Origin of the sequence: Massilia frigida (genome assembly GCF_011682175.1) — a bacterium.
Lineage (GTDB): Bacteria > Pseudomonadota > Gammaproteobacteria > Burkholderiales > Burkholderiaceae_D > Telluria_A > Telluria_A frigida.
The window spans coordinates 42102-55086 of record NZ_WHJG01000026.1 but is presented as its reverse complement, the minus strand read 5'-3'; the positions used below and the strand labels follow the sequence as shown (position 1 = coordinate 55086).

12 protein-coding genes are annotated in these 12985 nt (G+C 64.5%); 10 read left to right on the top strand and 2 right to left on the bottom strand.

The window, feature by feature from the left end; translation table 11 throughout:
• Nucleotides 1-6 precede the first annotated feature (6 nt).
• On the bottom strand, nt 7-987 hold the full coding sequence (locus F2P44_RS22245; protein WP_167089439.1) for an NADPH:quinone oxidoreductase family protein: 981 nt from the start codon (nt 985-987) through the stop codon (nt 7-9).
• A gap of 55 nt (nt 988-1042) precedes the next feature.
• Here F2P44_RS22245 and F2P44_RS22240 point away from each other — a divergent pair, with 55 nt between their 5' ends.
• From F2P44_RS22240 to rlmD, 7 genes are all read left to right on the top strand, one after another.
• Entirely contained in the window at nt 1043-1777 is a 735-nt protein-coding gene (locus tag F2P44_RS22240) for a toll/interleukin-1 receptor domain-containing protein (RefSeq protein ID WP_229423688.1), read from the top strand.
• Between the two features lie 10 nt (nt 1778-1787).
• Nucleotides 1788-4148, top strand: a complete 2361-nt coding sequence (locus tag F2P44_RS22235) for a tetratricopeptide repeat protein (RefSeq protein WP_167089437.1) — start codon at nt 1788-1790, stop codon at nt 4146-4148.
• A 149-nt stretch (nt 4149-4297) separates the two neighbouring features.
• Nucleotides 4298-5035 (top strand): 5'/3'-nucleotidase SurE, encoded by a 738-nt coding sequence (gene surE, locus F2P44_RS22230; RefSeq protein WP_167089435.1) that lies wholly within the window; start codon nt 4298-4300, stop codon nt 5033-5035.
• Entirely contained in the window at nt 5032-5940 is a 909-nt protein-coding gene (locus F2P44_RS22225; protein WP_167089433.1) for a protein-L-isoaspartate(D-aspartate) O-methyltransferase, read from the top strand. The genes surE and F2P44_RS22225 overlap by 4 nt, the downstream gene beginning before the upstream one ends.
• Nucleotides 5941-6009: 69 nt before the next feature.
• Nucleotides 6010-6960, top strand: a complete 951-nt coding sequence (locus tag F2P44_RS22220; RefSeq protein WP_167089430.1) for a peptidoglycan DD-metalloendopeptidase family protein — start codon at nt 6010-6012, stop codon at nt 6958-6960.
• A 34-nt stretch (nt 6961-6994) separates the two neighbouring features.
• Nucleotides 6995-8032, top strand: a complete 1038-nt coding sequence (gene rpoS / locus F2P44_RS22215; RefSeq protein WP_167089428.1) for an RNA polymerase sigma factor RpoS — start codon at nt 6995-6997, stop codon at nt 8030-8032.
• A gap of 86 nt (nt 8033-8118) precedes the next feature.
• The gene (rlmD, locus tag F2P44_RS22210) at nt 8119-9459 is read left to right on the top strand and encodes a 23S rRNA (uracil(1939)-C(5))-methyltransferase RlmD (RefSeq protein WP_167089426.1); all 1341 of its coding nucleotides are present in this window, start codon (nt 8119-8121) and stop codon (nt 9457-9459) included.
• A 60-nt stretch (nt 9460-9519) separates the two neighbouring features.
• Here rlmD and F2P44_RS22205 read toward each other — a convergent pair whose 3' ends face one another.
• Nucleotides 9520-10197 carry a Bax inhibitor-1/YccA family protein gene (locus F2P44_RS22205; RefSeq protein ID WP_167089424.1) on the bottom strand — a complete coding sequence of 226 codons (678 nt, stop codon included), beginning with the start codon at nt 10195-10197 and terminating at the stop codon, nt 9520-9522.
• 227 nt (nt 10198-10424) lie between these two features.
• Here F2P44_RS22205 and ndk point away from each other — a divergent pair, with 227 nt between their 5' ends.
• From ndk to pilW, 3 genes are all read left to right on the top strand, one after another.
• Complete coding sequence (gene ndk, locus F2P44_RS22200) at nt 10425-10850, top strand: nucleoside-diphosphate kinase (protein WP_167089422.1); 426 nt, start codon at nt 10425-10427, stop codon at nt 10848-10850.
• A 106-nt stretch (nt 10851-10956) separates the two neighbouring features.
• Nucleotides 10957-12126 (top strand): dual-specificity RNA methyltransferase RlmN, encoded by a 1170-nt coding sequence (gene rlmN / locus F2P44_RS22195; protein ID WP_167089420.1) that lies wholly within the window; start codon nt 10957-10959, stop codon nt 12124-12126.
• Nucleotides 12123-12983 carry a type IV pilus biogenesis/stability protein PilW gene (gene pilW / locus F2P44_RS22190; protein ID WP_229423687.1) on the top strand — a complete coding sequence of 287 codons (861 nt, stop codon included), beginning with the start codon at nt 12123-12125 and terminating at the stop codon, nt 12981-12983. Before rlmN ends, pilW begins: the two co-directional genes overlap by 4 nt.
• The last annotated feature ends 2 nt before the right edge of the window (nt 12984-12985 follow it).

Genomic DNA, 12985 nt, shown 5'->3' with positions numbered 1-12985 from the left:
GGCCGCTTACGCGTCCGGTACGATCACCACCTTGCCGGTGACCTTGCGCGCGGCCATGTCGTTCAGGGCCTGGGCCGTCTGTTCCAGCGTGTAGCGGCCTGAAATGCGCGGCCGGATCTTGCCTTCGGCCAGCCATCCCATCAGTTCGCGCATGGCCGCCAGGTTGGCCTTCGGTTCGCGCTTGGCGAACTCGCCCCAGAACACGCCCATCAGCGACGCGCCCTTGAGCAGGGTCAGGTTGAGCGGCAGCTTGGGAATCTCGCCGTTGGCAAAACCGACCACCAGGTAGCGCCCGCGCCAGCCGATCGACCGGAAGGCCGGTTCGGCGTAGATGCCGCCGACCGGATCGTAAATCACGTCCGGCCCCTTGCCGTCGGTGGCGGCCTTGATCGCTTCGCGCAAATCTTCGGTACTATAATTGATGGTGGCGTCGGCGCCATGCTCGCGGCACACCGCCAGTTTTTCATCGCTTGACGCCGCCGCAATCACGCGCGCGCCCAGCGCCTTGCCGATTTCAATGGCCGCCAAGCCCACGCCGCCGGCCGCGCCCAGCACCAGCATGGTTTCGCCAGCCTTGAGCGCGGCGCGGTCGAGCACCGCGTGGTGCGAGGTGCCGTAGGTGAGGGTGATGGCGGCGGCGGTGTCGAAATCCATTCCGGGCGGCATCGGCATGACAGCCTGGGCCGGCACCACGATTTGCTGTGCGAACGCGCCCTGGGCGGTAAACGCGATCACCCGGTCGCCCAGCTTGACGTTGGTGACACCCGCGCCCAGCGCGCTGATCACGCCCGACAGTTCGCTTCCCGGGGTAAATGGCAGCTCGGGCTTGAACTGGTACTTGCCCTGGATGATCAGCACGTCCGGGAAGTTGACCCCGGCCGCCTTGACGTCCAGCAGCACCTGGCCCGGTCCGGCCACCGGGGCCGCCACTTGTTCCACTACCAGGCTGTCGGGCAGCCCCCACGCTTTGCAAACCACGGCTTTCATTGGTGTCTCCGATGAGTATTGTTAAAAAATAGTACGACCGTTTGGTTTTTTGATTATGCCTGAATTCCGCGCTGGCGGGCCGCCAAGCCGTTTGCGTACGCGCAAGGCCACCTCTGTCGCGCTTGTTAAAGTCGACAGCGCGAGCGCTTCAGTGGGACCACAGGAGAGGGAGGCTGACATGGCAATCCGTTATGGCTGTTTCTTTAGTTACGCCCACGGCCGCCGCGATGGACTGATGAACGCGTTCAAGATTGCCCTGTCGGATGCCATCCGCTGCTATCTGGAACCGTATTTTGACAATGAAGACGAGCTGTTCATTGATACGGAACAGCTCGGCGGCGGCGACGATATCGACCGCCGCATCGCGCGCGCGCTGTGCGAGAGCGTGACCATGATCCTGATCTACACGCCCAAGTACGAGGCGCATGGCTATACGCGGCGCGAGTTCGCCGCCATGCAGGCGCTCGAGGCCGAGCGAAGTCGCTGGTACACCTTGCCCAGCCACCTGATCATTCCGGTGATCATGACCATGCATCCGGCCCGCCTGCCGCCCCAGATCGCCGCGTCCAGCTTTTACGTGGATTTTTCGCATTTCACGATGGCGACGGGCGACTTGAAATCGCATCCCGAGTTCCTGCCCGATATCAAGAAAATCGTGAACAGGATTGTCATCCAATATGAATACCTAAAAAAGTACACCCCCGTCGGCCATGATTGCAACCAATTCGTGCTTCCCGATGTCCCACCCGTGTGGCGCGATCTGCCGGATCTGACTTTTCCGAAAAAATAAGAGGAGCAACATGGAAATCAAACGCATTACTCTACCGCCCCTGGCCAGCCCGGGCGAGGTGACGACCTTCTACTCGTTCGAGAGCGGCCCGGCGCGCAGCATGGCCCTGTCGAGCATGGCGCTGCTGCTGGCCGGGCGGCACAACGCAACCGTGCCGGTGCTGATGATCGACTTCGATACCGCCGCGCCCGGCCTGCACCAGGACGCCGGGCGCCCCGCTGAACGGCCGGGCCTGCTGGAATACTTCCAGGCGTGCCGCGATCACCTGCGCCTGCTCGGGCGCGGCCCGGCGGCGCGCGACGATGCGGCGCTGGCGCGCCAGGTGCTCGACGCGGTCGACTGGGAACCCTTCGTCGAGCGGGTCGACCAGAGCCGCCCGCTGTACCTGATGCGCGCCGGCCGCTTCGACGACAGTTACGGCGAACGCGCCGACCAGTTCGACTGGGATGGCTTGTTCGATGCCTGTCCGGCCCTGTTCCGCTGTTTCGGCGACTATCTGGCGCAGCGTTTCGCGCATGTGCTGGTCGATGCGCCCAGCGGGCGCTCGGCCGCCGTCAGCATCTGCACCACCCTGCTGCCGCGCCGGCTGGTGGCCGTGTTCACGCCCAGCCAGCGCAGCCTGGACGGGCTGGCCGGGGCGGTCACGCGCGCCATCGATTACCGCTGTTGCCACGAGGACGAACAGCGCCCGCTGCTGGTCTACCCGCTGCCAGCTTCGGTCGACAGCGCCGACGTGCAGCGCCGCCAGCAGTGGCGCCGTGGCGATTCGCAGCGCGCGCTGCCCGGCTACCAGAGCGTGATCGAGCAATTGCTGCGCCAGTGGTACGGCGTGGCCCGGGTGTCGCTCGACAGCTATTTCGATGAAATCCAGTTGCAGCAGATCCATGCCGTGGCCGCCGGCGATGCGTTCGCGCCCGGCGCCGGCCGCGATGGCGACCGCTTTTCGCTGGCGCGCACCTTTTCCACCTTGCTCGACTGGATGAGCGGCAATTACTTTCCCTGGCAATCGCACGCCGAGGTTTGCCTGTGCGCCGCCATCGGCGCGGCGCGCGAGCGCCTCGGGCGCGGCAGCGCCACCGCGCTGTCGCTGCCGCTGGCGCTCGACCTGCACCAGCTCGGCGTGCTGTACCAGGGCACGGGGCGGGTCGAGGAAGCCATCGCCTGCTTCGAAGAAAGCACCAGCCTGCGCCAGCGCCTGCTCGGCGACGAGCATGCCGACACCCGCGCCAGCCGGGCCCTGCTGGCGGCGCTGCTGCGCCAGCAGGGCCGCCTGGCCGAGGCGCGCCTGCTGCAAGAGTTGCTGGCCGACGATTGCGTGCGCCTGCTCGGGACCGACCATCCCGACACCCTGGCCGCGCGCGCCGCGCTGGCCGCCACCCTGGCCGAGGGCGGCGACTTCGCGCGTGCGCTGGCCCTGCACGAACAGCTGATCGAGGCCAGCGAGCGCGTGCTCGGCTGCGGCCACATGCTCACCCTCGACCGCCTGGCGGGGCAGGCCCAGACCCTGGCCCGCCACGGCGAATTCAGCCGCGCGCGCATGGTCTTCGAACGGGTGCTGGAAGGACGCGAGCGCCTGCTCGGCGGCGAGCACGAGGACAGCCTGCGCTGCGCCCAGCAATTGGCGGCCCTGCTGCTGGAATTGGGCGACCTGGGCAATGCGCGCAAGCTGCAGGAAGGGGTGGCCGGCGCGCGCGAACGCCACGCCGGGCCCGACCATCCAGCCACGATGCAGGCGCGCGAACTGCTGGCCGAGATCATGGCGGCCCAGAGCGACCTGGGCGGGGTGCGCGGGATGCTCGAACTGTTGGCCAAAAGCCGCGAGCGCTGCCTCGGGGCCGACCATCCCGACACCATCACCAGCCAGACCCGGCTGGCCTCGACCCTGAGCGAGCAGGGCGACCTGGACGCGGCGCGGCGCCTGCGCCAGAAACTGGTCGACATGCGCGAGCAGGCGCGCGGCACGGGCGACGCGCCCGCCCGCGAGAGCGACCCGGCCCCGGCGCGCCATGGCTATGGCGGCGAGGCGCGCAAGCTGCCCGACAGCGGGCAGCCGGGCGGCGCGCGGCGCAGCGGCATCCTCGACGCCGCCGACGGCAGCGACGGCCTCGCGCACAAGCTGGCCCAGCTGCAGGAATTGATCGACCAGCGCAGCGAGCGCGAGGCGCGCGTGCTGGCCGACAGCCTGCGCAAAAGCGTGTTGCGGCGCCATGTGCCGCCGCTGCTGCGCCTGCGCGGGGTGGCCCTGATCAAGCAGGTCTATCAGCGCAACAACGACAAGGATGCGCTGCTCGCTTTCGCCCAGGACGAAGTGTCGGCACTGCAACAGGCGCTGACCGATGCCGTCGGCGGGCGCCCGGTCAGCGCCCGCTAAGGCCCGGCTGGCGCGCGTCGCCTAGCGCGTCGCCTAGCGCGTCGCCTAGCGCGTCGCCTAGCACGTCGCGTAGCGTGTCGCGTAGCACGCCGCATAATTTGTTGGGCGCGGGCCAGCGTGGCGCTCATTGCATCGGGTAAAATCGGTGCATGAGAATTCTTATCAGCAATGACGACGGCTACCTCGCTCCCGGCATCCAGGCCCTGGCCGAGGCGCTCGCCCAGGTGGCCGAGATCGTCGTCGTGGCGCCCGACAGCAACCGCTCCGGCGCGTCCAATTCACTGTCGCTGGACCGCCCGCTGTCAGTGCAACAGGCGGCCAACGGCTTTTACTTCGTCAACGGTACCCCGACCGACTGCGTCCACATCGCCCTGACCGGCATGCTCGACTACCGCCCCGACCTGGTGGTGTCCGGCATCAACAATGGCCAGAACATGGGCGACGACACCCTGTATTCCGGCACGGTGGCGGCCGCGACCGAGGGTTATCTGTTCGGCATTCCGGCGATCGCCTTTTCCCAGGTGGCGCACGGCTGGGAGCACATCGATGCCGCCGCCCGCCTGGCGCGCGACATCGTGCTGCGCCGCTTCGACGCGCTGCCATCGCCATACTTGCTCAACGTGAACATTCCGAACCTGCCCTACGCAGCCCTGGGCACGGTGCGCGCGACCCGGCTGGGGCGGCGTCACCAGGCCGAGCCGGTGATCCGCGGGCGCGACCCGCGCGGGCGCGAAATTTTCTGGATCGGGCCGCCGGGCGCCACGCGCGATGCCGGCGAGGGCACCGATTTCCATGCCACCGCCCAGGGCGAGGTCTCGATCACCCCGCTCCAGGTCGACCTGACCCATCGCGACCAGCTGGCGCTGCTGTCGGGCGCACTGGCATGAGCGACAAGCCGGACAAACGCAGCACTTTCCCCTTGCCGCTGTCGTCGGTGACGGGCGATGCGCGCAAGAGTCCGGCGTTTGCGCCCGCCAGGGTTGCCAAACCGCAAGTGGCGACGCCCCAGACCGCAACCCGGAATGCCGCCGGCAACGGCGCGCAGCCGAACGGCGCGAAGGCCTACGTGCCGCGGGTGGCGGCTTCGCCCTCGAAGTCGCACAGCGACGCCTTGCTGCGCGCCCAGCCGCTGCCGCTGGTGGCGCCGCGGCCCGACATGGGCGTGTCGGACGCGATCCGGCGCGCCATGGTGGCGCGCGTGGCGCGCCAGGGCGTCAAGGATACGGTGGTGCTGGGCGCGCTCGAAACCGTGCAGCGCCACCGCTTCATCGAGCCGGCCCTGTCGGCCCAGGCGTATATCGATGCCTCCTTGCCGATCGGCCACAACCAGACCATTTCGCGTCCCTACATCGTGGCGCGCATGCTCGAAGTGCTGCGCAACGGCGCCTCCCTGAACCGGGTGCTGGAGATCGGCACCGGCTGCGGCTACCAGGCGGCGGTGCTCTCGTGCATCGCCAAAGAGGTGTATTCGGTCGAGCGGATTCGTCAATTGCACGAGCTGGCCAAGACCAATCTGCGCCACCTGCGCATCGTGAATCTGCGCTTGCACTACGGAGATGGTATGCTAGGCTTGCCCCAAGCCGCCCCATTCGACGGTATCATCCTGGCTGCGGCCGGTCTGGAAGTGCCGCAGGCACTGCTGGAGCAGCTCAACGTGGGCGGCCGCCTGGTCGCCCCGGTGGGTGCGCAGGTCCAGCACCTGCAATTGATCACCCGCACCGGCAAGGCCGAATGGATGAGCGAAACCCTGGAAGGCTGCCACTTCGTGCCCTTGCGCCCGGGCACCGTTTAAGCGTTCGCCCGGCCTGCGCCCCATGGTGCGCGCCTTAGCTTAAAAGAACACGACACACATAACATGAGAATGAAATACACAAGCCATCTTCCCCTGCTGTTCCTCACTCTCGGCCTGCTCAGCGCCTGTACCACCGCTCCCCGCCGCGCCGCGCCGGTGGTCGACCGCCTGCCGGCTGCCGACAACCGGGTGCCGCGCACGGTCGATGAATCCAAGGATGAACGTGGCATGTACACGGTCAAAAAGGGCGACACCCTGATCCGCATCGCGCTCGACCACGGCCAGAATTACCGCGACCTGGTGGTCTGGAACAATCTGGCCAATCCAAACGATATCAAGGTTGACCAGGTGCTGCGCGTGATTCCGCCGGACAACGTCGTGATCAGTAAGATCGACATGCCGCCGCCGTCGGAACCGAAAAAGCCAACGCCGCCGCCGGCGCCGGATGTGGTCAGGAAGAGCTCGCCGCGCGCCGACAAGCGTCCGTACAGCGATGCCGCGCTGGCCGAACTGCAAAAAGGCGAGGGCGGCACCAGCAAGCCGGAGCCGAAGCCGGCCGACAAGCCCGAGCGCGAAGCGCATCCGCCGGCCGTGGCGGTGGCACCGCCGCCCGTGGTCGCGCCCGGCACCACCGTGAGCGCCACCGACGACGATAAACTGAGCTGGATGTGGCCGTCGGACGGCAAGATCGTCGCCACCTTTGACGAAGGCAAGAACAAGGGCATCGATATCGCCGGCAAGGCTGGCCAGCAAGTCATGGCGGCCGGCGCCGGAAAAGTCATGTACGCGGGCAGTGGCATCCGCGGTTATGGTAATCTGGTGATTGTGAAGCACAGCAACAGCCTGCTGTCCGCCTATGCCCATAACCGCAGCATCGTGGTCAAGGAAGGGCAGAGCGTCAACAAGGGCCAGATCATTGCCGAAATGGGCGATTCGGACGCCGATACGGTCAAGCTGCACTTCGAGATCCGCCAGCAGGGCAAGCCGGTCGATCCTTCGCGCTTCCTGCCTAACCGCTGAGAACGTATTACTGAGAACGTCCCGTGGACCCTTCATGACGCATTCGAGCTACCAGCAAGGCGACGATCCGGGTCCGGATGAATTTTCGGACGACCCGGCCGACGCCGACGTCGACCCCGACATCGACCCGGATGCGCCATCCGGCCCCGATGGCGAGGTCGATGCCGATCCGGTGCCGGTGGCCGGGGCCGTGCTCGAAAGCGTCGATGAACTGAAAAAAGTGCTGGCGGCCGAACTGTCGACCGATACCACCCAGCACTACCTGAACCAGATCGGCACCCGTCCCCTGCTGACCGCGCCCCAGGAAGTGCATTTCGCCACCCTGGCCAAGGCCGGCGACTTTTCCGCGCGCCAGACCATGATCGAGCACAATCTGCGGCTGGTGGTATCGATCGCCAAGCATTACATCAACCGCGGCGTGGTGCTGCTCGACATGATCGAGGAAGGCAATATCGGCCTGATGCGCGCCATCGACAAGTTCGAGCCGGAGCGCGGCTTCCGCTTTTCCACCTATGCCACCTGGTGGATCCGCCAGAGCATCGAGCGCGCCATCATGAACCAGGCGCGCACGGTGCGCCTGCCGGTGCACATGGTGCGCGAGCTGAACCAGATCCTGCGCGCCAAGTACCACCTCGAAGCCCAGCACCGCAACGGCAAGGATGCCAGCGCCGAAGACATCGCCCACCTGGTCGGGCGTCCGGTCGAGGAAGTGCAGGATATCCTGGCCCTGTCCGAACACGCTACTTCGCTCGACGCCCCGCTCGACAACGATCCGCAGTCGAGCCTGATGGACATGCTGCCTGGCGACGCCGAGGATAGCCCCGACGCCCGCGCCGAACATCACGAAATGACGGTGCTGGTGCGCGACTGGCTCACGCGCTTGCCGGACAAGCAGCGCATCGTCATCATGCGCCGTTTCGGCCTGGACAACGACGATCCGGCCACCCTGGAAACCCTGGCCGATGAGATGGGCGTCACGCGCGAGCGGGTGCGCCAGATCCAGCAGGAAGCCTTGATCAAACTGAAGCGGGCGATGGCCGCCCGTGGCGTGGTACGCGATTCCTTGCTATGATGCGCGCGGGCTGACACGGCTGCGCGCCTCCTCTCCTGTTCCCCTTTAATCCTCTTTCCGCACACGCCTTGCGCGTGTTTTTCGCCATGCAAGACACCATTCTCGACATCAAATCCCTGGACATGGACGCCCGCGGCGTCGGCCACCTCGCCAACGAGGACGGTTCGCCGGGCAAGGTCATTTTCGTCGAGGGCGCCTTGCCGGGCGAAAAAGTCAGCTTTCATACCTTCAAGAAGAAGAAAAACTGGGAAGCGGCGCGCATGACGGTGCTGCACAAGCCCTCGTCGATGCGGGTCGAGCCGACATGCCCGCATTTCGACAATTGCGGCGGCTGCTCGATGCAGCACCTGGAACCGTCGGCCCAGGTGGCGATGAAGCAGCGCGTGCTGGAAGATAATCTGTGGCATATCGGCAAGGTCAAGCCGGAAAACGTGATGCGCCCGATGTATGGCCCGACCTGGGGCTACCGCTACCGCGCGCGCCTGTCGGTGCGCCATGTTGCCAAAAAAGATACGGTGCTGGTGGGCTTCCACGAAAAGCGCTCGGCCTTCGTGGCCGACATGAGCGACTGCAAGATCCTGCCGCCGCACGTGGCTGCCATGCTGCTGCCGCTGCGCGCGCTGGTGGGTGCCCTGTCGATCTTCGACCAGATGCCGCAGATCGAAATCGCGGTCGGCGAAGAAACCACGGCCATGGTGCTGCGCATCATGGCGCCCCTGACGGGTGCCGATGAAACCTTGCTCAAAAGCTTCGCCGACCAGTGGCAGATCCAGTGGTGGCTGCAAACCAAGGGCCCGGAAACGGCCGCGCCCTTCTATCCGCTCGACAAGGAACTGTATTACACCCTGCCCGAGTTCGGCGTGAAGATGCCGTTCAAGCCGGTCGACTTTACCCAGGTCAACCACCATATCAACCGCGTGCTGGTCGGCAAGGCGCTCAATTTGCTGGACGTGCAGCCGAGCGACCGCGTGGCCGACCTGTTCTGTGGCCTGGGCAACTTCACCTTGCCGCTGGCGACGCAGGGCAGGGAAGTGGTCGGGATCGAAGGCAGCACCGCCCTGACCGAGCGCGCCCTGTCGAATGCGCGCGCGAATGGCTTGTCGGAGAAAACCAGCTTTTCGACGCGCAACCTGTTCGAGGTGACGGCGGAAGACCTGGTCGAGCTCGGCAAATTCGACCGCATGCTGATCGATCCGCCGCGCGATGGCGCCATGGCGCTGGTGCAAGCCCTGGCCGCCCTGCGCTTGAGCCATCCGGAGATGTTGCCAAAACGCATAGTGTATGTGTCGTGCAGCCCGTCCACCCTGGCGCGCGATGCCGGCATCCTGATCCATGAAGCGGGCTACCAGCTGAAAAAGGCGGGCGTGGTGAACATGTTCCCGCACACCTCGCACGTGGAATCGATGGCCGTGTTCGACCTGGCCTGATTCTCGCAGGCATGAAAAAAGCCGACCCGCGGGTCGGCTTTTTTCATGGGGAGGAAACGCTTAGTCGCGTTCGCCGCCCATGCCCAGCAGCGACAGCATGTGCTGGAAGATGATGTACACGTCCAGGTACAGGCTCAGGGTGGCGCTGATGTAGTTGGTTTCGCCGCCGTTGACGATGCGCTGCACGTCATACAGGATGTAGGCGGAGAAAATCGCGATCGCGATCACCGAGATCGCCAGCCACAGGGCAGGCATCTGGAAGAAGTAGTTGGCCAGCGTTGCCACGATCAGTACCATGACGCCGGCGAACAGCCACTTGCCCATCACCGAGAAATCGCGCTTGCTCACGGTGGCGATGCTGGCCAGTACCGCAAAGATGCTGGCGGTGCCGCCGAAGGCCAGCATGATCAGGGTGCCGCCGTTGGAAAAGCCCAGGGTGCGTGTGAGCAGCGGCGTGAGCCAGATACCCATGAAGAAGGTAAAGCCCAGCAGGACGACGACGCCCATGGCCGTTTCCTTGGTTTTTTCGATGGCCCAGATGAAGCCGTAGGACATGGCCAGGAACAGGACGAATCCCATGATGCCGCGTGGTACCGGCAGATGGAACATCACGCCCAGGGCGGCGCCGAGTACCGTCGGGATCATCGACAGGGCCAGTAGCCAGTAAGTATTGCGCAGTACGCGATGACGTACTTCCTGGCTTCCCGCCAGGGTGTAGTCTTGCAAGCTGATGGACATAGTGCCTCCGGTTGATAAAAAAGTAATGCTCACTAAAAGAATAGCACGGCGGGAGAAAAGCGCGCAAAATCGCGCTTGCGCCCGCGTGTATTTGCTGGCGCCACTCTAACACTTCTGCGGGCGGCCGTGCAATATCCCTCAAAAAGGGGTGTTGTATGGTAAAATCGAAGGTTGATTGGGTCTCATCACCTGACATTAAACCTTTCTTTTTATTGGAGTTTTTACAAATGGCAATCGAACGCACCCTGTCGATCATCAAACCAGACGCAGTTGCAAAAAACGTCATCGGTCAAATCTACAGCCGCTTTGAAGGCGCTGGCCTGAAAGTGGTTGCTGCCCGCATGATGCATCTGTCGCGCGCTGAAGCAGAAGGCTTCTACGCCGTGCACGCCGCACGTCCATTCTTCAAGGACCTGGTCGAATTCATGATCTCGGGTCCTGTCATGGTGCAAGCGCTCGAAGGCGAAAACGCCATCGCGACCCATCGTGACCTGATGGGCGCAACCGATCCGAAGAAAGCAGAAAAAGGCACGATCCGCGCCGATTTCGCCGATTCGATCGATGCCAACGCGGTTCACGGCTCCGACGCCGCTGAAACCGCTGCTGTGGAAATCGCTTACTACTTCCCAGCGCTGAACGTGTACTCCCGTTAATCAGTCTCTTGACTGCTTGACAATGTATGACGCCACCTGCCCGGCACCCCGGGCAGGTGGCATGTTTTCCCGACTGAACCCAGTCCTGACTGAATAAAGAATTCTTATGACGACTCTCACCAACCTGCTGGACTTCGATCCCGCGCAACTCGTCGCTTACTGCGCCGACTTGGGTGAGAAGCCGTTCCGTGCCAAACAGCTGCAGCGCTGGATACACCAGTTCGGCGCCAGCGAGTTCGACACCATGACCGACCTGGCCAAGTCGCTGCGCGACAAGCTGGCCACGCGCGCCGAAATCCGCGCGCCGGCCACCATCAGCGACCACACCTCGCTTGATGGCACGCGCAAGTGGCTGGTCGACGTAGGCAATGGCAACGCGGTCGAAACCGTGTTCATCCCGGAAGAAAATCGCGGCACCCTGTGCATTTCCACCCAGGCCGGCTGCGCCGTCAATTGCCGTTTCTGTTCCACCGGCAAGCAGGGCTTCAACCGCAACCTGACCGTGGCCGAAATTATCGGCCAGCTGTGGATGGCCGAATTCGAGCTGCGCCGCACCAAGGGTATCGAACCCGGTCCCAAGGGCGAGCGCCAGATCACCAACGTGGTCATGATGGGCATGGGCGAGCCCCTGCTCAATTTCGAGCCGACCGTGACCGCGCTCAAGCTCATGCTCGACGATAACGCCTACGGCCTGTCGCGCCGCCGCGTGACCCTGTCGACCTCGGGCGTGGTGCCGATGATGGACAAGCTGTCGCAGGAAGTGCCGGTGGCGCTGGCGGTCTCCCTGCATGCGTCGAACGATGCGCTGCGCGATGGCTTGATTCCGCTGAACAAAAAATACCCGCTGCGCGAGCTGATGGCGGCTTGCCGCCGCTACCTCGAATTCGCCCCGCGCGACTTCATCACCTTCGAATACTGCATGCTCGACGGCGTCAACGACAGCGACGAGCACGCGCGCGAGCTGGTGGCGCTGGTGCTGGACCCGGTGCTCGGCGTGTCGTGCAAATTTAACCTGATTCCGTTCAATCCTTTCCCTGAGTCCGGCTTGTTGCGCTCGAAAAATCCGCGCATCAAGGCCTTCGCCCAGGTGCTGATGGATGCCGGCATCGTGACCACGATTCGGAAAACGCGCGGCGACGATATCGACGCCGCCTGCGGCCAGTTGGCCGGCGAAGTGCAAGACCGTACCCGCGTACAGGAGCGCATGGAAAAAATGGCTGAATACCAGAAGAAGTTCGGCGCCGATTTCGGGCGCATCGTGGAGATTCCTTCTTGAGCGCGCGCCTGTCGCGGCCATCGTCCCGTCCTTGGCGCCCTCTGCTGGCGCTGTGCGCCGCCGGCCTGGCGCTGTCGGCCTGCGTGAGCACCAGCAGCACCCGCAACGACACCGCCAGCGCCATCGGCCTGCAGGGCAGCAAGACGGAACTGAAAACCAGCTCCGACCAGACCAGCAATGACAAGCGCGCATCGATCCGCATGCAGCTGGCCATCGGTTACTACCAGGAAGGCAATTACACGGTTGCCCTGGACGAGATCAAGCAAGCCATCGCCATCGATCCCGAGATCGCCGACGCCTACAGCGTGCGCGCCCTGATCTACACCAGCATGGGCGAGATGGTGCTGGCGGAAGAAAATTACCAGCGCGCAATGCGCCTGGCGCCGCTCAATCCCGACCTGAACAACAATTACGGCTCTTTCCTGTGCCAGACCGAGCGCTACCCGGCGGCGATGGCCCAGTTCGACATCGCCCTGAAAAACCCGCGCTACCAGTCGCCGGTCAAGGCCATGGTCAATGCCGGCGGATGCGCCATCAAACAGAAAAATTTCGAGGTGGCTGAGCGCTATCTGCTCGACGCCATGCGTTTCGAGCCCGACCTGATGCCGGTCAATGCCGGCCTGGCGCGGGTCTACTACGAGCGGCGCGACTATGTGCGCGCCGGTAACTATATCAACCGCGTGAAAACGGTTGCGAAACCGGAAGTCTTGCCCGCCGATGTGCTGTGGCTGGCGGTCCGCGTCGAACGCAAGCTGGGCAACAAGGATTCGGAAACGAGTCTGGTGACCCAGCTGCGCCGGCGCCATCCGGGCTCGCCCGAATTCGCAGCTTTCCAGCGCGGTGCATTTGATGAGTGAGA